This is a genomic window from Sphingomonas sp. AC449, from assembly GCF_979253475.1.
In genome coordinates this window covers 84,432-105,294 of sequence record NZ_CEEDCZ010000009.1, presented here as the reverse complement: position 1 = coordinate 105,294, position 20,863 = coordinate 84,432, and the positions used below count along the sequence as shown (strand labels likewise).

Here is a 20,863-nt window from a genome sequence, read left to right as displayed (position 1 = left end):
CCCGCCAAGCCGCAACCACCCGTAAAATACCCATGAAACCCATATCGCTCGCGTGCGTACGCGTGCGCGGGGGTAGTAAGGCGCCTGCCCCTCGGCTAAGGTGTGTCATCGTACCGAAACAAGCCGAAAGCCTTCAGATTTGACCGACGAGACCATGCTCGCCGAACCCAACGGCGGCGAGCCAGCCGGCATTGCCACCATCTCGATCGTCGACGAGATGAAGTCGAGCTATCTCGACTATGCGATGAGCGTGATTGTCGCCCGCGCGCTGCCCGACGTCCGCGACGGCCTGAAGCCCGTCCATCGCCGCATCCTGTACGGCGCGCACGAGAGCGGCTTCGTCGCCGGCAAGCCGTATCGCAAGTCCGCGCGCATCGTCGGTGACGTGATGGGTAAATATCACCCGCACGGCGACAGCTCGATCTACGACGCGTTGGCCCGCATGACTCAGGACTGGTCGATGCGCGTGCCGCTGATCGACGGTCAGGGCAATTTCGGCTCGATGGATCCCGATCCGCCCGCGGCAATGCGCTACACCGAGGCCCGCCTCGGCAAGGTCGCCAACGCGCTGCTCGGCGATCTCGACAAGGACACCGTTGATTTTACGCCGAACTATGACGGGTCGGAGCGCGAGCCGTCGGTGCTGCCGGCGCGCTTCCCCAATCTGCTCGTCAACGGCGCGGGCGGCATCGCGGTCGGCATGGCGACCAACATCCCGCCGCACAATCTCGGCGAAGTCATCGCCGCGTGCCTCGCCTATATGGACAATGGCGCGATCACGACCGAGGAGCTGTTCGAGATCGTCCCCGGTCCCGACTTCCCGACCGGCGCGATCATCCTCGGCCGCGCCGGCGCCAAGTCCGCCTATGAGACCGGCCGCGGCTCGATCATCGTCCGCTCGCGCCACGTCGTCGAGGAGGGCAAGGGCGACCGCCGCTCGATCGTCCTCACCGAAATCCCGTTCCAGACCGGCAAGAACGGCCTGGTCGAGAAGATCGCCGAAGCCGCCAAGGACAAGCGCATCGAAGGCGTCAGCGACATTCGCGACGAATCGAGCCGCATGGGCGTCCGCATCGTCATCGACCTGAAGCGCGACGCGACCCCCGACGTGGTGCTCAACCAGCTCTGGCGCCACACGCCCGCGCAGTCGAGCTTCCCCGCCAACATGCTCGCGATCCGCGGGGGCCGCCCCGAGCTGCTCAACCTGCGCGACATCATCGGCGCGTTCATCACGTTCCGCGAGCAGGTCATCACGCGCCGATCGAAGTTCGAGCTCGCCAAGGCCCGCGAGCGCGCGCATCTGTTGCTCGGCCTCGTCATCGCGGTCACCAACCTCGACGAAGTCGTCCGCATCATCCGCGGGTCGTCGAGCCCCGCCGAAGCCCGCGGCAAATTGCTCGCACGCGAATGGCCGGTCGCGGAGATCGCGCCGTACATCGCACTCGTCGAGGCGGTCGAGGACAAGCAGCAGGAGGGCATCTACAAGCTGTCCGAGCCGCAGGTCCGCGCGATCCTCGATCTTCGTCTGCACCGCCTCACCGCGCTCGGCCGCGACGAGATCGGCGATGAGCTGAAGGTGCTGGCGGCCTCGATCGCCGAGCTGCTCCACATCCTCGGTGATCGGGCAAAACTCTATGAAGTCATGCGCGGCGAGCTGATCGCGATCCGCGACGAATTCGCCACGCCGCGCCGGTCCGAGATCGCCGCCGCCGCCAACGGCATCGACGACGAGGACCTGATCGAGCGCGAGGACATGGTCGTCACCGTGACCATGCAGGGCTATATCAAGCGCACCAGCCTCGACACGTTCCGCGCGCAGGCACGCGGCGGCAAGGGCCGCGCGGGCATGTCGACCAAGGACGAGGACGTCGTCACCGAGCTGTTCGTCACCTCGACGCACACGCCGGTGCTGTTCTTCTCGAACCTCGGCAAGGTCTATCGCTACAAGGTCTGGCGCCTGCCCGAGGGTGGCCCCGCCACGCGCGGCCGGCCGATGATCAACCTGCTGCCGCTGGCGCCGGGCGAGACGATCTCGACCGTGCTCCCGCTGCCCGAGGATCTCAGCGAGTGGAGCCGCCTCCACGTGATGTTCGCGACGCAGCGCGGGCTCGTCCGCCGCAACGCGATGGATGCGTTCACCAACGTGCCGTCAAACGGCAAGATCGCGATGCGCTTCGAAGAGGGTTCGGAGGACAAGCTGATCGGCGTTGCGCTGCTCACCGAGCATGACGACGTGCTGCTCGCGACGCGTCTCGGCAAGGCGATCCGCTTTGCCGGCGACGACGTCCGCGAGTTCCAGAGCCGCACCTCGACCGGTGTCCGCGGCGTGACGCTGAAGGGCGATGACGAGGTCATCTCGCTGTCGGTCCTCCACCGTGTCGGCGCGACTCCCGAAGAGCGCGAGACGTACCTCAAATTCGCCCCGTGGAAGGGCGAGCGCGAGGGCGATCACGGGATGGGCGACGAGCGCTACAACGATCTCAAGGACCGCGAGCAGTTCATCCTGACGGTCTGCGAGAACGGCTATGGCAAGCTGTCGAGCGCCTATGATTACCGCCGCACGGGTCGCGGTGGTCAGGGCATCACCAACATCGACAACATTGCGCGCAACGGTCAGGTCGTGGCGAGCTTTGCCGCGGCCAAGGGCCATCAGCTGATGCTGGTGACCAACCAGGCCAAGCTGATCCGCACGACGCTCGCGTCGCTGCGCGTCATCAGCCGCAACTCGGCGGGCGTGAAGCTGTTCGACGTCGCGAAGGGCGAGCATGTCGTCTCGGCCGCACGGATCGAGGAAACCGAGGAAGACGCCGAAGTGAACCTGGCCGACGCAACGCCGGAGCTCGCGCCCGACACCGGCGCGACGATCGGCGAGGACACGGCAGCGGGTGATCCCACCGAAGGCCAGGGGGATAGCGAATGAGCCGCGATCCTATCGCCTACAAGGTGCTGACGGGCGAGCAGCTCGCGTCGCTGGAAAGCGGCAGCTTCGCCGGCGCGCCAGTCGATCTGGCCGATGGCTATATCCACCTGTCGACCGCGGAGCAGCTGACCGAGACGGTCGACAAGCACTTCGCCGGCCAGTCCGACCTCCACGTCGCCGCGGTCGATCTCGAAGCGATCGGTGACGACGTGACCTGGGAGGAATCGCGCGGCGGGCAGCTCTTTCCGCACATTTATAACGGCCCGCTGCTGCTCGAGACGGTGCTGTCCTACGGCCCGCTCGAACGCGACGATGCCGGCCGAGTCAAACTCCCCGTAGCCGGCTGAACCCCTGACCAATCCTCCCCCGCCAGGGGGAGGTGGCAGGCAGAGCCTGACGGAGGGGGCGGCAGGCGACGATCGTCGCTAGGACCGCCCCCCGCCGCTACCCGATCACCCCGCCAGATCGCGCATCAAAGGCGCATGCCGGTCGACCAGCATCTCGCTGGCCCGATTGAGCCCGACGACCTCGACCGCCACGCCATGCCGCCGCAGCTTGCCGACCACGTCGTCGAGCACGCCGACCGCGGTCACATCCCACAGATGCGCGCCCGTCAGGTCGACCCGCACGTGCTTCGCCTCCTCGCGCAGGTCGAACGTGTCGGCGAAGATATCCGCGCTGGCGAAGAACACCTGCCCCGTCACGCGGTAGATCCGCGTGTCGCTGGCGGCGTCGTAGTCGACAGCCACATCCATCAACCGCGTGACCTTCCACGCGAAGAACACGCCGCTCAGCAGCACGCCGACGCCGACGCCGAGCGACAGGTCGTGCGTTGCGACGGTCACGACGACGGTCGCCAGCATGACGACGCTCGACATCTTCGGGTGCCGCGCGAGGTCGCGCAGCGAGCCCCAGGAGAAGGTGCTGATCGACACCATGATCATGATCGCGACCAGCGCCGCGACCGGCACCTGCGCGACCCATGGCCGCAGTGGCACCATGACCACGAGCAGGAACACGCCCGCGACCATCGTCGAGAGCCGTCCGGTACCGCCATAGCGGACATTGCCGACGGTCTGCCCGATCATCCCGCACCCGGCGATCCCGCCGAACGCGCCCGCGGCGACATTGGCGAGCCCGAGCCCGGTGCATTCGCGCGCCTTCGAGCTGCGCGTCTCGGTCAGCTCGTCGACGACATTGGCGGTCATCATCGATTCGAGCAGGCCAACTGCCGCCATCGCAAACGCATAGGGCGCCACGATCCGCAGCGTATCCCAGCCGAACGGCACGTCGGGCAGCCCGAACGACGGCAGCGAATCGGGCAAGCGCCCGAGATCGCCGACCGTCTTCAGCGGCATGGGGAACCACATCGCGATCGCGGTCAGCACGACGATGCAGATCAGCGGCGACGGGATCGCACTCGAGATCCGCGGCGCGAGATAGATGATCGCCAGCCCGGCCGCGATCATCGCATAGGCCTGCCAGCTGACGCCGACCATCTGCGGCACCTGCGCCGAAAAGATGAGGATCGCGAGTGCGTTGACGAAGCCCGCATGCACCGAACGCGACACGAACCGCATCAGCACGTCGAGCTTGGCGAGCCCGAACGCGATCTGGAGCACGCCTGCGAGCATCGTCGCGACGAGCAGATATTGCAGCCCGTGCGCGTGGACGAGCGCGGCCGCAACCAGCGCGACCGAACCCGCCGCACCCGAGATCATCGCGGGACGCCCGCCGGCAAAGGCGATGACGATGCCGATCACGAACGAGGCGAACAGGCCGACCTCGGGATCGATCCCGGCAACGAAGGAGAAGGCGATGACCTCGGGGATCAGCGCAAAGGTACCGACCATCCCCGCAAGGATGTCGCGGCGCGCGGCGGCGGGGCCGCTGAACCATTCGGCTCGGTAACGAGAAAACGATAAGGATGTCATGGATGTATCCGCATAGGACGCACGATGCTGCGGCGCGCTGGCCGGCAGTCGATGGAAAGGCGTCGTTGCGTTGTCCGGCGGATCGGCGGCCGGAATAGCCACCCGGAATTTCACCGGGTCCTTGTGAATGTCCGCCCCCTACCTCCCTCGATGCTGCATTGCAACAGGGGAAGAACCAAATCTATTGATAATGGGTCGCAATAGCTTGCTAGGCGCTGCTCGTTGCGATAGCGCTCGCGCGTGACCACCCCGCCCCCCAAAGCTGCACCGACACCGCAACAGCGCAAGCGCCGCTGGCGGGGCTGGTGGCTGAAACAGCTCCACAGCTGGCACTGGATCAGCGCCGCGCTGTCGTTGGTCGGCATGCTGCTGTTCGCGGTCACCGGGCTCACGCTCAACCATGCCGCGACGATCGGCGCGACGCCCGTGGTCACCGAGCAGGCGGCGATCCTGCCCGCACCGCTCCGGCCCTTGCTCTCGCGTTCTCAGGCGCCGGACGCGCGCCTGCCATCGCCGGTCGCCAGCGCCGTTGCCGCGGCGACCGGGCTCGATCCTGCCGGCCGGGCGGTCGAATGGTCGGATACCGACGCCTATGTCGCGCTCCCCCGTCCCGGTGGTGACGCCTGGGTCAGCATCGACCGCGCGACCGGCCGCATCACCGCAGAGACGACTGATCGCGGCTGGATTTCGTATCTCAACGACCTGCACAAGGGCCGCAACGCCGGAACCGCATGGTTCTGGTTCATCGACGTCTTCGCGGTCGCATGTATCGTCTTCACGCTGACGGGGCTGCTGCTGCTCCAGCTGCACGCGCGGCATCGTCCGTCGACCTGGCCGATCGTCGGCGCCGGGCTCGCCATTCCCGTCATCCTTGCCATCCTGTTCCTGCATTGAGGGGTTCTGCCATGCGTCTGTCCGCGTTTGTCCTGATCGGGGGTGCCGTCGCGGCGCCCGCGGCCGCCGGAACCGTGACCGTCACGATTCCGCGCCTGAGCGTCGCCGAATATCACCGGCCCTATGTCGCGGTCTGGCTCGACCCGGTCGGTGGCGGTGCACCGCGGACGCTCGCCCTGTGGTACGACGTCAAGAAGGCGGGCAACGAACCCGGCACCAAATGGCTCTCGGAACTGCGGGCATGGTGGCGCAAGGGTGGCCGCGGGCTCGAAATGCCCGCGGACGGCATCAGCGGCGCGACGCGCGCACCCGGCCGGTACAGCATCCCCCTCCCCGCCACGCTCAAGCCCGGCAACTATGTGCTGAACGTCGAGGCCGCGCGCGAGACGGGCGGCCGCGAACTCGTCAGCATCCCGCTCGTCGTCCCGGTGCGCGCCGCCGCGCAGGGCGCGGGCAAGACCGAACTCGGCGCGATCGCGCTGTCGCCGCGCTGACGCGCCCGCCCCTCCCGCCTCTCCCCGTTAGGAACAGCCTCATGACACCCCTGGTCGCACGCCTGATCGCCGCCGCCGCACTCGTGTCGGTCCCCGCCGCGCTGTCCGCGCATCGCATGTGGATGCTGCCGTCGGGCACGGTGTTCTCCGACACGAGCGGCTGGGTGACGGTCGACGCCGCGGTGTCCAACGACCTCTTCTTCTTCGATCACCAGCCGCTCCGCCTCGACGGCGTCAAGGTCTGGCAGCCCGACGGCAGCGAGGGCGTCCTCCAGAACGGCGCGACCGGACGCTATCGGTCGGTATTCGACGTCAGGCTCGACAAGCCGGGGACGTGGAAGATCGGGACGCAGATGACCGCCGTCATGGGCAGCTTCAAGGTCGACGGCGTCGAGAAGCGCCTCGGCCGGCGCGGCCCGCCGCAGCGGGGTGCCCCGGCCCCGCTCACCGTCGCGGACATTCCCGCGAACGCCACCGACGTGAAGCTCGCCGAGACGTCGACGCGCAACGAGATCTTCGTCACCGCGGGCGCGCCCACCACGACGGTCTTCAGGCCGACGGGCAAGGGGCTCGAATTCGCGCCCGTCACGCATCCCGACGAGCTGGTCGCGGGCGAGACCGCGACGTTCCGCTTCCTCGTCGACGGCAAACCCGCGCCGGGGCTCAAGGTGACGATCATCCCCGGTGGCAAGCGCTATCGCAACGACGAGGGCGCGCGCGAGCTGTCCACGGGCGCCGACGGCGTGCTCAGCGTCACCTGGCCCGCGGCAGGGATGTACTGGCTCAACGCGACGTTGACCGATGCGAAGGCGACCACGCCGCGCGCGACCGAACGGCGGATGAGCTATGTCACGACGCTCGAGGTGCTGACGCCGTGACGTCGTGCGGATAGCGCTGCCGCCATCGATCGACCCCGCGGCGTTCCGCGACCGCGATCCCGCCGCCGCGCTCGTCGACCTTCGCGGCGAGACGATGGGCACGAGCTGGTGCATACGCTTCGCGGCCCGCAGCGGAGTCGACGTGGCGGCGCTCGACCGCGCGATCATCGCGCGACTGGCGGGGCTGGTCGCCGAGATGAGCCACTGGGCGCCGCAGTCGCTGCTGTCCCGCTTCAACCGTGCGGCCGCGGGGACGTGGTTCGCGCTTCCCCCCGATTTCGCGCGGTGCATGACGCAGGGGCTGTCGATCGCCCGCACGACGGACGGCGCGTTCGATCCGGCGATCGGCCGGATCGTCGACGCCTGGGGGTTCGGCGCGAGCGGGCAGCCCCGCCGCCCCGACGACGCGGCGATCGCACACGCGCGCGCGCTGTCCGGCTGGCAGCGGCTCACATTGGCGACGCAGGCAATCGCGACGCAGGGCGCGATGCTCCACCAGCCGGGCGGCGTCGCGCTCGATCTGTCGGGCATCGCGAAGGGCCATGCGGTCGATGCGGTCGCGGATCTGCTCCGGACGCACGGCATCGCGCATGCGCTGGTCGAGATCGGCGGGGAATTGGTGGGGCGGGGCGTCAAGCCCGATGGCGACCCGTGGTGGGTCGATCTCGAAAGTCCGCCGGGCGTGGTGCTGCCACCGCTGCGGATCGCGCTGCACGGACTCGCGGTGGCGACGTCGGGCGACTACCGCCGGGGCGCGCACACGCTCGACCCGCGCACGGGCCGGCCGATCGCGACCGGCGTCGTCTCCGCCAGCGTCATCCACGCCACCGCCGCCGCCGCCGATGGCTTCGCCACCGCGCTGAGCGTGCTGGGCCCCGCCGACGGCCTCGCGCTCGCATCGGATCTGGGGATCGCGGCACGGCTGGTGACGGTGATCGACGGCAGGGAAGCCGAGCATCTTTCGCCAGCGTTGCACGCGATGCTCGACGACTGACCCGCCCGCCCGGCTCGGCTCAGACGTCCGCCCAGCGCCGCAGCAGATTGTGATACACCCCGGTCAGCTGCACGACGCTCGGGTCCGCCAGCCCCTTGTCGACCGAGACCGCCTGTACCGCCTGATCGAGATCGAACAGGATCCGCCGCGACTCCCCGTCGCGGACCATCGACTGCAGCCAGAAGAACGACGCCGTACGCGTGCCCCGCGTGACCGGCATCACGCGGTGAAGGCTGGACGCGGGATAGAGCACCATGTGTCCGGCGGGCAGCTTCACCGATTGCGGCCCGAACTGCCCCTCGATCATCAATTCCCCGCCGTCATACTCCGCGGGATCCTCGAGAAACAGCGTCGCCGACAGGTCGCTGCGGATCCGGAAGTCGCTGCCGCGTTTGACGCGGACTGCGGTATCGACATGAAGCCCGAAATCCTGTCCGCCGGCATAGCGATTGAACAATGGCGGAAACACCTTCAGCGGCAATGCGGCGGCAACGAACAGCGCGCTTCGCCCCAGCGCGTCGAGCACGATCCCGCCCGCCTCGCGCGCCGCCGCGCTGTCCTCGGGCAGTTGCGCATTCCGCTTGGCGAGCGCGCTCTGCTGCCCCGATGTCGCGTTGCCGTCGACCCAGGATGCCGCGTCGATGATCGTGCGCACGTGCGCGACCCCCGCCGGGCTCAGCACATCGGGGATCGCGATCAGCATGCAGCACCCAGGCGGAGCGCGGCGACGCCCTCGCTTCGAAACGCGGCGACATCGCTTTTCGCAAGCCAGGCCTCCGCCTTGGCGACGAACGACGCGTTGCCCCATTCGCCCGCTCGCGTCAGCCAGCGCAGCGCGGCCGCGATCTCGCCCGCCGCACCCAGCATCCGCGCGTGGTTGAAGCAGCCGCGAAAATCGCCGCCTTCCGCGGACTGCGCATAGCATGCCGCCGCATCCGTCATGCTGCGCGGCGTCGCCCAGCCGTCCTCGTGGAAGCTGCCGATGACGTTGACCGCCTTGGCGCGTGCGAGCCCCGCGCCGTCCCGTTCCGCGCGCCGCAGCCAGCCGAGCGCCGCCACCCGGTCCTCGGGGACGCCATCGCCCAGCGTCAGCAACGTCGCATAATTGTACATCGCCCAGTCGAGCCCGCGTTCGGCAGCGATGCGGTAGCACGCCGCCGCCTTCGCCTTGTCCGGCGCCGTCCCCCAGCCAAGATCGTAGCAGCGCCCGACCATGTTGAGTGCCATCAGGTGGTGCTGCGCCGCCGCCCGCACGAACCATCCGAGCGCGGCGGCGGGGTCGCAGGGCACCCCCGCGCCGTCGAGCAGCATCTGGCCATAGACCGCCTGCGCCTCGGCGAGCGCAGCTTCGGCACCCTCGCGGATCAACGCCGTCCGCTCTTCGAGCGCACCCGACAGTCGCGCCGCGATCGCCTCGGGGGTCAGCGCATCGATCGTCGTCACCACCGGTCTCCTCAGAACTTCAGGTTGATCGTGCCGAAGATCGTCCGCCCCGGCGCGATCCCCGCATAATGCGTCGTGAATACCTGGTTGAAATAGGTCTTGTCGGTCAGGTTCTGCGCATTGACCGCGAGTTCGATGCTCGGCGTCAGCGCGAAGCTCGCGCGCGCATCGAACCGCCAATAGCTCGGCACGTCGCGCACGATCAGCTTGGTCGCCGGGTTGACCGTGACCACCCCCGCGGCGGTCTGGGTCGCGGTGCGATTGTCCTGATAGCCGCCGATGACGTTGTCCATGTAGATCGCGGTGCCGCCGAGCTGGAGCCGCTTGAACAGCGTGACGTTGGTCGTCGCGGTGAAACTGTTCTTCGCGGTCTGCTGCAGCTGGCGCCCGGTATTGACCGAGGGTACCGCGACGATCCGGGCCGGCTGCGCCCCGACCGCGGGCGCGGTCAGCGCGGTGAAGCCGCCATCGACGATCTCGGGATCGAGATAGCTGTAGCCGCCGAACACCGTCCAGCCCGGCACGATCGTCCCCGTCGCCGACAGCTCGATGCCGCGGATCCGCGTCTCGCCGACAAAGGCGACGGTGGCGTCGTCGCCCGTCACGCGCGCGTTGCTGATCTCGGTCTGGAACGCCGCAACGCTCAGCGCGAGCCGCTCGCCAAGCACGTTCGCCTTCGCGCCGACCTCGTAACTTTTGGTCTTCTGCGGTTTCAGGCTGTCGAGCAGCGCCGCGTTCGCGCCGGTTGCGCTGGCGGGTATCGCATTGTCCTCGCGCCCCTCGCCGAGCAGGCTGTTGGGCGGTGTCGCCGCCGTCGCATAGCTCGCATACACGCTGGTCTCCGGGGTCGGCTTGAAGACGAGCCCCGCCTGCCAGTTGAACAGATCGTCCGCACGCGTCACGCGGACCTGCGTCGCGCCCGCCGCGATCGCGACCGAGCGGAAGTGATCGTACCGCGCGCCGAGATTGAGGACGAGCTGCGGCATCAGCGTGATCGAGTCGTACGCATAGACCCCCTTGCTCGTCGCACTGTTCTGAACGCGCGTCGTCTGCGCGCTCGGGACGATCGGCGTCGCCGTCGCGTCGGTGCCGCTCACCGAATTGACCCAGGTGTCATAGGGGTTGGGCGCGAACAGGCTGGTGCAATTGTACCGCGCCACCCCCTCGGCGGTGCACCGCGGGTCTGTCGTGACCAGCAACGTGCCACGTCGCGCGCGTTCTGCCGACAGTTCGGCGCCGACCGAGATGCTGTGCTCGATCCCGCCCGTATGGAACACGCCGTACAGGTCGGTCTGGTTGACGATGCTCTCGTAATGGCTGTCCCGCGTGTTCGCGCGCCGCCAGACGCGGCCGGTCGCAAACACGTTGCCCTGACTGTCATCGGGCTGCGTGTAGATATAGCGCTGGACGCTGTCGCTGAACCGCGACGTGTTGCGCAGCGTCAGCGCACCGAAGTCATGCTCGACCCGCAGCATCGCCTGATGGTTGGTCGTGTCACGAAAATCGCGGTTCGCCAGACCGTAGAAGGTCGCGCGATCGACCCGCCCCGTGCTGCCGTCGGCGAGCGTGACCGTGCCGATCGCGGGACGGACCCGGATCGTTCCCGTTCCCGTTCCCGGCGCATTGGCGAGCGTGTTCAGATACGGGATCCCGCTGTCGGGAAGGTCGTGGCTTTCGAGATAATAATAGCTCGCGGTCAGCCGGGTCGGCGTGCCGAGCCCGATCGTCACGCTCGGCGCGACGCCCCAGCGCCGCGCGTAGAGCGCGTCGCGACCCGCAATGTCCTGATCGTGCCACAGTCCCGCGATCCGCACCGCGACCGAGTCCGCGACCTTGACGTTCACGTCCGCGGTCGTCCGCTTGTACGACGCCTCGCCATAGCTCGCGCTTGCGCGCACGAACGTGTCGAGCTGCGGCAGTTTCGACACGACGTTGATCGAGCCGCCTGCCGATCCCCGCCCGCCCAGCGTCGAGTCCGACCCGCGGACGATCTGGACATTGTCGACCGCGAAGACCTCGCGGCTCTGCGCGCCCAGGTCGCGGACGCCATCCAGATAGAGGCTCCCCTGGCTGTCGAAGCCGCGGATGAACGGCCGGTCGCCGACCGGATTGCCCCCCTCCGCCGCGCCGAAGGTGATCCCCGGCACGGTGCGAAGGGCATCCTGGAGACTGTTCGACCCGGTCTGCTCGATGATCTCGCTCGGCAGGACGAGGATCGATCGCGGCGTATCGAGCAACGGCGCGACGCGCTTGGGTTCGTCGTCGGTCGGTCGCTGACCCTTGACGAGGATATCACCGACCTGCGGCGTATCGGCATCGACCGGCCGGGTCCGTGGCGCGTCCGCCGCATGCCCCGGCGCGCTGGCGAGAAACCCGACGCAGGAGAGCGCGAGGAAGCGACCGGCCGTGACCGGCCGTGACAAAATGTTGGACATGATGGAACCCCTTTACGGGCTCCTCGCTATTGCGACTGATTATCAGAGTCAATAGCATGGCGCATCACATCAGGTGAAAAGGTCGACCACCTCCGCGCCATCGCCCACCGCGTCGAGCAGCAGCGTGCGGTGACAGTGACACGGATCGCGTTCGTAGCAGAGCAGCGCGCTTGGCTTCTCCGCCGCCAGCCCGAGCATGATCGCCGCCTGCGCCTGCGCCTCGGGCAGCTCGAGCTGCGCTTCGTACACCGCGGTCAGCGTCGCGACGTCGCCCTTCTTCGCGGCGTCGCGCCCGGCCTTGGGCGTGCCCAGCGCCTTGAGGTGGACATAGCCGATCCCCGCCTCGCCGAGCGACGCGGCGAGCGATGTCTTCGAAAACCCCGGCCGGCGCGACAGCGGCAGCGCGCGGACGTCGATGACGCGCTCGACCCCCGCCGCGGCAAGCGTTCCGATAAAGTCCGGCATCGTCGTGGCTTCGTACCCGATCGTGAAGATTTTCATGCCGTCGAAATGGGATTGCGGACCTGACACGGCAAGCGTCCGGCGCTATCTGACGGGGATGACCCACGACATTCACGTTATCGGCGGCGGCCTTGCCGGATCCGAGGCCGCCTGGCAGCTCGCTGAAGCCGGCCTCAAGGTGCGCCTGTCCGAAATGCGCGGCAGCGGCGAAGCGACGCCCGCGCACCAGACCGACGGCCTAGCCGAACTGGTATGCTCCAACAGCTTCCGCTCGGACGACGCCGAAAGCAACGCGGTCGGCCTGCTCCACCAGGAACTGCGCACGCTCGGCTCGCTGATCATGCGGCAGGCGGATCTGCACCGCGTCCCCGCAGGCTCCGCGCTCGCGGTCGACCGCGACAATTTCTCGAACAGCGTGACCGAGGCGATCGACCAGCACCCGAACATCACGCTGGTCCGCGAACGGATCGACGCGCTGCCCGACGGCCCGACGATCGTCGCCACCGGCCCGCTGACCGCCGCCTCGCTCGCCGCCGGGATCGGGGCCGAGACCGGCCGCGAGGCGCTTGCCTTTTTCGACGCGCTCGCACCGATCGTCCACCGCGATTCGATCGACATGGACACCGCGTGGTTCGCCTCGCGCTGGGACAAGGGAGAGGGCAAGGATTACATCAACTGTCCGATGGACAAGGACCAGTATCTCGCCTTCCACCGGGGTCTGGTCGATGGCGAGAAGACCCCGTTCAAGGACTGGGAGAAGGACACCCCCTATTTCGACGGCTGCATGCCGATCGAGGTCATGGCCGAGCGCGGCGTCGACACATTGCGCTATGGTCCGATGAAGCCCGTCGGTCTCGACAATCCCAAGACGGGCCGCTGGCCCTACGCCGTGGTCCAGCTCCGCCAGGACAATGCGCAGGGCACGCTGTGGAACATCGTCGGCTTCCAGACCAAGCTCAAGCACGCCGACCAGGTCCGGCTGTTCCGCACGATCCCGGGGCTCGAAAACGCCGAATTCGCGCGGCTCGGCGGCCTCCACCGCAACACCTTCATCCGGTCGCCCGAACTGCTCGACCAGACGTTGCGCCTGAAATCGCGCCCCAACATCCGCTTCGCAGGCCAGATCACGGGCTGCGAGGGGTATATCGAGAGCTGTGGCATCGGGTTGCTCGCCGGGCGGTTCGCCGCGGCCGAGCTGACCGGCCAGACGCTGACGCCGCCGCCCTTCGCGACCGCGCTCGGCGCGCTGCTCGGGCACATCACCGGCGGCGCGGAGGCCGAAACCTATCAGCCGATGAACGTCAATTTCGGCCTCTTCCCGCCGATCCCCGGCCGGACGAAGAAGACCGGTCGCAAGCGCATGTACACCGACCGGGGCCGCGCGGCGCTGGCGGCGTGGCTCAACTCTCCTCCGACGGCGCCGGAACCGGCGGACAGGCAGCCCGAGACGACGGCTTCCGCTTGAACGCGGTGGCGGCGAATTCGGGCGGGGTCATCGCGCCCGACCGGTCCTTGTCCGCGGCGGCGAACTTCGTCGTCGCCTTGAGCGCCCATTCGTCGAACGACAGCCGCCCGTCGCCGTCAACGTCGAGCTTCGCATAGGTCTTGCGGCGCGCGACGAGATATTCGTCGCGCGTCACCGCGCCGTCGCGGTCCTTGTCGTAGCGGTCGAAGCGCTTCTGCTCGCGCGTCAGCTCCGTCGCCTCGGGCGCGGCATCGGGTAATGCGCCCGGCGCCATGCCCGCGCCCCCCGCGACCCGGCCCGCGGGCTGCGGCTTCAGCACCGCGGCCGATGGCGCCTTCCCTCCCAGGAAGAGGACCGCCGCGCCGGCGAACGCGATCAGCGCCGCCCCACCCGTCAGGTATCGCCACATCGCCGCTCTCCCCGCAGGCGGACATCGCCCCGGTCGCCACGCTAGCGCCTCCCACCGCCGCGCCCAATCCGATCGGTCAGTATCCGACCAATCGGTGCAGCAGCAGCCGCCCGACCCGCGCCGGACTCCCCGCCGGCCGGCGCGCCGGATCGACGTCCGCCCGCGCGAGCAGCGCGAGCGCCCCCAGTGCCCGCGCGCGGCGTGGCCAGCGTCCCGTCAGCGCGCGGTCCAGCCGCTCACGCGCGCGCGTCGCGACCGCCGCCGCCCGCGCGTCGTCCGACAGCCGCAGCGCCAGATCCGCCAGCGCCCAGCCCTGCCCAGCGAGCGCGATCCGCGCGTCCTCGACGTCCGAAAGCTTCGCTGCCGCCGCGAACACCAACCCGCCGCGCCCCTGCGCAAACCGCTCGACCGCATCGTCCTCGAGCGGCGTCTCGAGCAGCGCCTCCCAGCCCTCGGCGATCGCGGCGAGCGCAGCCCCGGACACGCGCGGCACGACATGCGCCGCAAGCGCCTGGAGGACCGGCTCGGCGGGCGGCGGCGCGCTGTCCAGCCTCACCAGCGCCTCATACCACCAGGTCAGCCGCATCTGCCCCACCATCGGCTCGCGCGTCGTCTTCAGGATCGCCCCCAGCGTCGTATCGAGCGCGAACAGCGCCTCGAGCCTGGGCCGTACGGCCGAAGGCGCGTAGCCGATCGCCAGACCATGTTCGCGCTCGGCGAGCGTCGGGACGCCATGTCCCTCCCCGGCACCATCATCGCCGCGCCCGTTAACCATATCGCTTGTGCTCCGCTTATGAACTCCCGGCGTAAGGCACGGGCGAATGCCCCCCTTACGTTGGCCCGCCATGCGATTGCGCAAGACTAGAGCATCATCGTCCGCACGAGGTTTCCTGGGTTCGCTCGCGCGCGACACGCGTGGCAACGTCCTGGCGATCGTCGCCGCCGCGATCCTGCCGATGACCGCGTTCGTCGGCGCGGGCCTTGATCTCAGCCGCGCCTATCTCGTCCGCACGCGGCTCCAGCAGGCCTGCGACGCGGGGGTTCTTGCCGGGCGGCGGACGATGGGCGCGGGCGGCTCGCTGACGACCCCGGTGACGGATCAGGTCACCAGCTACGTCAATTTCAACTTCCCGCAGCGCTCGCTGGACACGACCGCGTTCCCGGTCACGCCGACGCTGACGAGTTCCACCGACACGATCAACCTGACCCTGTCGACGACGATGAACACAGCGATCATGCGGCTGTTCGGCACGGCGACGATCCCGGTCTCGGTGACGTGCAGCGCGCGCGACGACTACGCCAATATCGACATCGTCCTCGTGCTCGACACGACGGGCTCGATGGCGTGCGCGCCGTCGCGGACCGCGGCGACGTGCAGCACCTATGCCAACAATGAATCCGGCTACACGCTGCCCGTCAACGGCAAGAACGTGAGCTATGTCGGCGAGGAGCGAAGCGGTACCACGAACATCTCGCGCATGCAGGGCCTGAGGGACGCGCTGAAATCGCTGCAAGCCCAGATGGCGATCATCGAGAATCAGTTCGCGGCGGCATCCTCAAGCTCGCGCAAGCGGATTCGCTGGGCGATCGTCCCCTTTTCGCAGATGACCAATCCCGGGTTCAGTACCGGCGCTGCGGGAACGACCTTGTATTCGCGCAATCCCAGCTGGTTCAACAGCAGCGGATCCTATCGCTATTCACGCTGCAACGCCTACAGCAGCAGCTGCGCCTATGCGCCCGCTACCACTTCGCATGACGCCGACTGGATCAGCAAGACATGGGACGGCTGCGTCGAGGAGCGCGCTACGAGCAACCTCATTACCGCGACCTCGAGCTACCAGATTCCCGGCAATATCCCCGCCAACGCGTATGACCTGAAGTTCGACGAAACACCGACCAGCCCGGAACGGCGCTGGACGATGGCGGATCCCAACGCCACCGGCGTTGCGCAGTACGCCTGCCCCAAACCGATGCGCGAACTGGGCGCGATGACGGGGAGCGATTTCAACAATTACTTCGCCTTCAACAACGGGTTCGTTGCCAATGGCGGCACCTATCTCGACATCGGGATGCTCTGGGCGGCGCGGTTCCTGTCGCGCACCGGCCTCTGGGGCACGGAAAACCCGGAATTCTACAACGGGTTCCCGGTGAAGCGGTACGTCATCCTCATGACCGACGGCGAGATGGACACGGGCAATCTGGGCTACGGCGCCTATGCGCAGGAATATTTCTGGCGGCGGATCACCAACAATGGCGACCGCGACACGTCCGACGACAATCACAGCAAGCGCCTGCTGATGACCTGCGCGGCGATCAAGAACATGGAAGCGCAGATCTATGCGATCTCGTTCGGCAACGGATCGACGCTGTCGGCGGATCTCGAGGCCTGCTCGTCGGGCGCCGGCTATGGCTATCGCGCCGCCGACAGTGCTGCGCTCAACAAGGCGTTTCAGGACATTGGCGAGAATATCGGTTCGCTGAGACTGTCGAAATGATCGCCCGGACGACGCTGCGCCTCGCCGCCGACCGGCGTGCCGCGACGCTGCCCGAGTTCGCGCTCCTGCTCGTGCCGCTGTGCGTGATCATCATGGGGACGATGGAGGTCGGCTATCAGGCCTATGTCCGCTCGGTCACGCTCGGCGCGCTCGAGACGCTGACGCGGGCGGTCACGCTGCAGAACGCCGATGCCAGCACGAGCGAGACCGAATTGCGCACGCAGATCAGGCGTGTCGCGCCCGCGGCGACGATCGATATCGTCCGCGGCAGCGTCAATCGCTACAACAGCTTCGGAACGCTGGAACGCCTGACGCAGGACCTCAACAACAACGGCATCCTCGACGGGCCGGTCGATACCGATGGCAATGGCGTCCCCGACAAGTCGGACTGCTGGGAGGATGTCGACAATAATGGCGTGCGCAACATCGTCACCGCGGGTGCGGACGGCATCGGCGGCGCCGACGACATCGTCAAATACACCGTCACCGTGAGCTATGATCGCCTGTTGCCCGTGCACCGCTTCATCGGCGGCACCGCGCGCGCCTCGACGCAGGCGACCACGGTCGTCCGCCGCCAGCCGTTCGAGGCGCAGGCCTCGCCCACGATCCGGTGCAAGTCGTGACGCCCGCACCCGCTTCGTCGCTGCGTGCCGGCCTTCGCGCGCTCGCACGCAACCGGTCGGGCGTCGCGATGCTCGAATTCGCGCTGTCGATGCCGATCTTCATCGCGTTGACGATGGTGGGGATGGAAACCGTCAACCTCGCCTATGCGACACAGAAGATCGGGGACATCGCGACGCTGACGACCGATCAGATCGCGCGCATCCGGATCGGCATCAGCGAGGCCGACATCACCGAATCGCTCGACGGGATCAAGACGACGGGCGCGACGCTCAACTTCGCCGCGAACGGGCGGGTGATCGTCTCGAGCGTCCAGCCGATCGTCGATGCCGCTGGCAAGGTGACCGACCAGAAGATCCGCTGGCAGCGCTGCACGGGCGCGATGACCGCCACCTCGTCCTATGGCCTCGCGGGAACATCGCTCGGGGTGGCGGGGATCGGCCCGGCGGATCGCAAGATCGCCGCGGGCCCCAATGACGAGGTCATCTTCGTCGAGGTCGTCTATCGCTACCAGCCGCTCATCTCGAACAGCTTTCTCGGCGCACGCACGCTGCGGTCGGTCACTGGCATGATGGTCCGCGAGCGCAAGGTCAACGACGTCCAGTCGACCGGCACCGCGTCATCCTGCTCGACCTTCACCGCCTGACGCGGTGACGTTCCGGGCATCGCCGCCCGGCAGTCCGGGCACGCCGCCGAAACGGCGTGCCCGAGTCAGGCACGATTACTTGTACGTCACCTTCTTCGCCGCAGCGACGACCTTGGCGACGTCGACCAGCATCAGCTTCTCGAGGTTCGCCGCATAGGGCATCGGCACGGCCTCGTTGGTCACGCGGAGCACGGGCGCATCGAGGTCGTCGAAGCCATGCTCCATCACCACCGACACGATCTCCGACGCGATCGAGCAGGTCGCCCAGTTTTCCTCGACGATGATCATGCGGTTGGTCTTGGTGAGGCTTTTCAGCACCGTCTCGGTATCGAGCGGCCGCAGCGTGCGCAGGTCGATGACCTCCGCGTCGATGCCTTCCTCGGCGAGCTTTTCGGCGGCTTCGAGGCTGATGCCCACGCCGATCGAATAGCTGACGATCGTGACGTCCTTGCCCTCGCGCACGGTCCGCGCCTTGCCGATCGGCAGGACGTGGTTGTCGAGCTTGGGCACGTCGAAGCTGCGGCCGTACATCAGCTCGTTCTCGAGGAACACGACCGGATCCTCGGTACGGATCGCCGCCTTGAGCAGACCCTTGGCATCCGCCGCGTCATAGGGCGCGATCACGATCAGGCCGGGGACGCTCGCATACCAGGCCGCGAAGTTGTGCGAATGCTGTGCACCGACGCGCGACGCCGCGCCGTTGGGACCGCGGAACACGATCGGGCAGCGCATCTGGCCGCCCGACATGTAGTTGGTCTTGGCCGCCGAGTTGATGATGTGGTCGATCGCCTGCAACGCGAAGTTGAAGGTCATGAACTCGACGATCGGGCGCAGACCGCCCATCGCCGCGCCCGCGCCGATGCCGGCAAAGCCATATTCGGTGATCGGCGTGTCGATCACGCGACGCTCGCCGAACTCGTCGAGCAGACCCTGCGTCACCTTGTACGCGCCCTGATATTGCGCGACTTCCTCGCCCATCACGAAGACGCGGTCGTCCTCGCGCATTTCCTCGGCCATCGCATCGCGCAGCGCCTCGCGGACGGTCGTCTTGACCATCTCGGTACCCTCCGGGATCGCCGGATCGGTCTTGCCGACCTTCTCCGCCGACGCGACGAGCTGCTGCGTGCCGCTCTCGGCCTTGGCAGGCGAGGCACCCTCGGGAACCGGCGGCGCCTTGTCGTCCGACGGCGTTTCCTTCGGCGCGGCGTTCGCGGCCTCGCCCGCGCGTGCCTCGGTCGGCGCGGAATCGGCGCTCTCGCCCTCTTCGAGCAGCGTCGCGATGACGGTGCCGACCTTCACATTGTCGGTACCCTCGGCGACCATGATCTTGCCGATCGTGCCTTCGTCGACCGCCTCGAACTCCATCGTCGCCTTGTCGGTCTCGATCTCGGCCATGATGTCGCCGGACTTGACGCTATCGCCTTCCTTGACGAGCCATTTGGCGAGCGTACCCTCTTCCATCGTCGGCGAGAGCGCGGGCATCTTGATCTCGATCGCCATCAGTACGACTCCACCAGAACGTCGGTGTACAGGTCGGCGGCATCCGGCTCGGGCGTCTGTTCGGCGAAATCGGCGGCTTCGTTCACGGTCTTCCTGATCTCTTGTTCGATGGACTTCAGGTCCGCCTCGGTCACGCCCTGCGCGTCGAGCAGCTTCTTGACGTGGTCGATCGGGTCGGACTTGTCGCGGACCGCCTGGACCTCGTCACGCGTGCGATACTTCGCCGGATCGGACATCGAGTGCCCGCGATAGCGATAGGTCTTCATCTCGAGGATGACCGGGCCCTTGCCCGCGCGGACCCACGCCAGCGCTTCCTCGGCGGCCCCGCGGCACGCCAGCACGTCCATGCCGTCGACCTGGATGCCGGGGATGCGGAACGATTCGCCGCGGCGATAGAGCTGGTCCTCGGCCGAGGCGCGATTGACGCTCGTGCCCATGGCGTACTGGTTGTTCTCGATCACGAAGATGATCGGGAGCTTCCACAGCTCGGCCATGTTGAAGCTCTCGTAGACCTGGCCCTGGTTCGCCGCACCGTCGCCGAAATAGGCCATGCAGACGCCGCCATCGTCGGAATATTTGTGCTTGAACGCGAGGCCGGTGCCCAGCGACACCTGCGCGCCGACGATGCCGTGGCCGCCATAGAATTTATGCTCGGTCGAGAACATGTGCATCGACCCGCCCTTGCCCTTCGAGATGCCCGAGCCACGCCCGGTCAGCTCGGCCATGATCACCTTGGGGTCGATCCCGTAGGCGAGCATGTGGCCGTGGTCGCGATAGCCGGTGATCACCGAATCGGTGTCGCCGTTGAGCGCGGACTGCAGCCCGACCGCGACCGCTTCCTGGCCGATGTACAGATGGCAGAACCCGCCGATCAGGCCGAGGCCATAGAGCTGCCCCGCCTTTTCCTCGAAACGGCGGATCAGCAGCATCTGCTTGTAGAAGGCGAGCAGTTCGTCCTTGCTGGGCTCGTACGGCTTGGGTTCGGCCGGTCGTTCGCGGTTGGTGATCGGCGGTTCGGCGATTGCGCGTGCTGGGGGGGCTTTGGCCACGATGTGGGAAACCTCGTTTTCCGTAGGGGAGTTGATGGAGCCTATAGGCGCGGACGGGGCCGAACATCAATTCCCGTCTGGGGTATGCGGTTCTGTGCGGCTCCGAACCCCCGCGGCTCGTCGCGCGCAACGGGTCCCCTGCCGCATGCTTTGCCGCCGCTAGTCGGGGGGACCCCTTCCTCCCCCCGTCATCCTGACGAAAGTCAGGATCCAGAGTAACGCAG

The 20,863-nt window shown here is 67.7% G+C and carries 19 protein-coding genes and 1 other annotated feature; of the genes, 10 read left to right on the top strand and 9 right to left on the bottom strand.

All coding sequences use genetic code 11. From position 1 onward, the window contains the following. Nucleotides 1–139 precede the first annotated feature (139 nt). Both gyrA and AC0CH3_RS14530 read left to right on the top strand, forming a co-directional pair. Nucleotides 140–2,920 carry a DNA gyrase subunit A gene (gene gyrA / locus AC0CH3_RS14535; protein WP_354304149.1) on the top strand — a complete coding sequence of 927 codons (2,781 nt, stop codon included), beginning with the start codon at nt 140–142 and terminating at the stop codon, nt 2,918–2,920. Then, entirely contained in the window at nt 2,917–3,267 is a 351-nt protein-coding gene (locus AC0CH3_RS14530; protein WP_354304151.1) for a DUF952 domain-containing protein, read from the top strand. Before gyrA ends, AC0CH3_RS14530 begins: the two co-directional genes overlap by 4 nt. Before the next feature lie 105 nt (nt 3,268–3,372). On the opposite strand, the gene AC0CH3_RS14525 is transcribed toward AC0CH3_RS14530, so the two are convergent. After that, nucleotides 3,373–4,854: a SulP family inorganic anion transporter gene (locus tag AC0CH3_RS14525; protein WP_354304153.1), complete on the bottom strand. Its 1,482-nt coding sequence runs from the start codon at nt 4,852–4,854 to the stop codon at nt 3,373–3,375. Nucleotides 4,855–4,922: 68 nt separating this feature from the next. Continuing rightward, nucleotides 4,923–4,978, bottom strand: a sequence feature (sul1 is cis-regulatory element that is thought to sense ions involved in sulfur or methionine metabolism; They are found in Alphaproteobacteria). A 116-nt stretch (nt 4,979–5,094) separates the two neighbouring features. Here AC0CH3_RS14525 and AC0CH3_RS14520 point away from each other — a divergent pair. Genes AC0CH3_RS14520 through AC0CH3_RS14505 form a run of 4 tightly spaced genes read left to right on the top strand, consistent with a single transcriptional unit; the run spans nt 5,095 to nt 8,114 of the window. Further along, complete coding sequence (locus AC0CH3_RS14520; RefSeq protein ID WP_465238017.1) at nt 5,095–5,748, top strand: PepSY-associated TM helix domain-containing protein; 654 nt, start codon at nt 5,095–5,097, stop codon at nt 5,746–5,748. 11 nt (nt 5,749–5,759) lie between these two features. Beyond that, complete coding sequence (locus AC0CH3_RS14515) at nt 5,760–6,242, top strand: DUF2271 domain-containing protein (RefSeq protein ID WP_354304157.1); 483 nt, start codon at nt 5,760–5,762, stop codon at nt 6,240–6,242. A gap of 41 nt (nt 6,243–6,283) precedes the next feature. Next, nucleotides 6,284–7,120, top strand: coding sequence for a DUF4198 domain-containing protein (locus tag AC0CH3_RS14510; RefSeq protein WP_354304159.1), 837 nt, complete (start codon nt 6,284–6,286; stop codon nt 7,118–7,120). Nucleotides 7,121–7,124: 4 nt separating this feature from the next. Further along, entirely contained in the window at nt 7,125–8,114 is a 990-nt protein-coding gene (locus AC0CH3_RS14505) for an FAD:protein FMN transferase (protein WP_354304160.1), read from the top strand. 19 nt (nt 8,115–8,133) lie between these two features. Here AC0CH3_RS14505 and AC0CH3_RS14500 read toward each other — a convergent pair whose 3' ends face one another. From AC0CH3_RS14500 to AC0CH3_RS14485, 4 genes are all read right to left on the bottom strand, one after another. After that, nucleotides 8,134–8,817 carry a Fe2+-dependent dioxygenase gene (locus AC0CH3_RS14500; RefSeq protein WP_354304162.1) on the bottom strand — a complete coding sequence of 228 codons (684 nt, stop codon included), beginning with the start codon at nt 8,815–8,817 and terminating at the stop codon, nt 8,134–8,136. Continuing rightward, complete coding sequence (locus AC0CH3_RS14495) at nt 8,811–9,557, bottom strand: tetratricopeptide repeat protein (RefSeq protein WP_465238016.1); 747 nt, start codon at nt 9,555–9,557, stop codon at nt 8,811–8,813. The genes AC0CH3_RS14500 and AC0CH3_RS14495 overlap by 7 nt, the downstream gene beginning before the upstream one ends. Before the next feature lie 11 nt (nt 9,558–9,568). After that, nucleotides 9,569–11,992 (bottom strand): TonB-dependent receptor, encoded by a 2,424-nt coding sequence (locus tag AC0CH3_RS14490; RefSeq protein ID WP_354304166.1) that lies wholly within the window; start codon nt 11,990–11,992, stop codon nt 9,569–9,571. Nucleotides 11,993–12,061: 69 nt separating this feature from the next. Further along, nucleotides 12,062–12,493, bottom strand: a complete 432-nt coding sequence (locus AC0CH3_RS14485) for a DUF488 domain-containing protein (protein WP_056024739.1) — start codon at nt 12,491–12,493, stop codon at nt 12,062–12,064. Between the two features lie 58 nt (nt 12,494–12,551). Here AC0CH3_RS14485 and trmFO point away from each other — a divergent pair, with 58 nt between their 5' ends. Beyond that, on the top strand, nt 12,552–13,919 hold the full coding sequence (gene trmFO, locus AC0CH3_RS14480) for a methylenetetrahydrofolate--tRNA-(uracil(54)-C(5))-methyltransferase (FADH(2)-oxidizing) TrmFO (protein ID WP_465238022.1): 1,368 nt from the start codon (nt 12,552–12,554) through the stop codon (nt 13,917–13,919). Here trmFO and AC0CH3_RS14475 read toward each other — a convergent pair. Continuing rightward, entirely contained in the window at nt 13,855–14,328 is a 474-nt protein-coding gene (locus AC0CH3_RS14475) for an EF-hand domain-containing protein (protein ID WP_354304168.1), read from the bottom strand. The genes trmFO and AC0CH3_RS14475 overlap by 65 nt on opposite strands. A gap of 76 nt (nt 14,329–14,404) precedes the next feature. Next, nucleotides 14,405–15,103: a squalene/phytoene synthase family protein gene (locus AC0CH3_RS14470; protein WP_354304170.1), complete on the bottom strand. Its 699-nt coding sequence runs from the start codon at nt 15,101–15,103 to the stop codon at nt 14,405–14,407. Between the two features lie 46 nt (nt 15,104–15,149). On the opposite strand from AC0CH3_RS14470, the gene AC0CH3_RS14465 reads away from it, so the two are divergent. The 3 genes from AC0CH3_RS14465 to AC0CH3_RS14455 are packed head-to-tail and all read left to right on the top strand — an operon-like array spanning nt 15,150 to nt 18,090. Beyond that, complete coding sequence (locus tag AC0CH3_RS14465; RefSeq protein WP_354304172.1) at nt 15,150–16,823, top strand: TadE/TadG family type IV pilus assembly protein; 1,674 nt, start codon at nt 15,150–15,152, stop codon at nt 16,821–16,823. Next, nucleotides 16,820–17,446: a TadE/TadG family type IV pilus assembly protein gene (locus AC0CH3_RS14460; RefSeq protein ID WP_354304174.1), complete on the top strand. Its 627-nt coding sequence runs from the start codon at nt 16,820–16,822 to the stop codon at nt 17,444–17,446. Before AC0CH3_RS14465 ends, AC0CH3_RS14460 begins: the two co-directional genes overlap by 4 nt. Further along, nucleotides 17,443–18,090, top strand: coding sequence for a TadE/TadG family type IV pilus assembly protein (locus tag AC0CH3_RS14455; protein WP_354304176.1), 648 nt, complete (start codon nt 17,443–17,445; stop codon nt 18,088–18,090). Before AC0CH3_RS14460 ends, AC0CH3_RS14455 begins: the two co-directional genes overlap by 4 nt. Nucleotides 18,091–18,165: 75 nt before the next feature. On the opposite strand, the gene AC0CH3_RS14450 is transcribed toward AC0CH3_RS14455, so the two are convergent. Beyond that, nucleotides 18,166–19,590: a pyruvate dehydrogenase complex E1 component subunit beta gene (locus AC0CH3_RS14450; protein WP_465238015.1), complete on the bottom strand. Its 1,425-nt coding sequence runs from the start codon at nt 19,588–19,590 to the stop codon at nt 18,166–18,168. Next, nucleotides 19,590–20,639, bottom strand: coding sequence for a pyruvate dehydrogenase (acetyl-transferring) E1 component subunit alpha (pdhA, locus tag AC0CH3_RS14445; protein ID WP_056024717.1), 1,050 nt, complete (start codon nt 20,637–20,639; stop codon nt 19,590–19,592). Before pdhA ends, AC0CH3_RS14450 begins: the two co-directional genes overlap by 1 nt. Between the last annotated feature and the right edge of the window lie 224 nt (nt 20,640–20,863).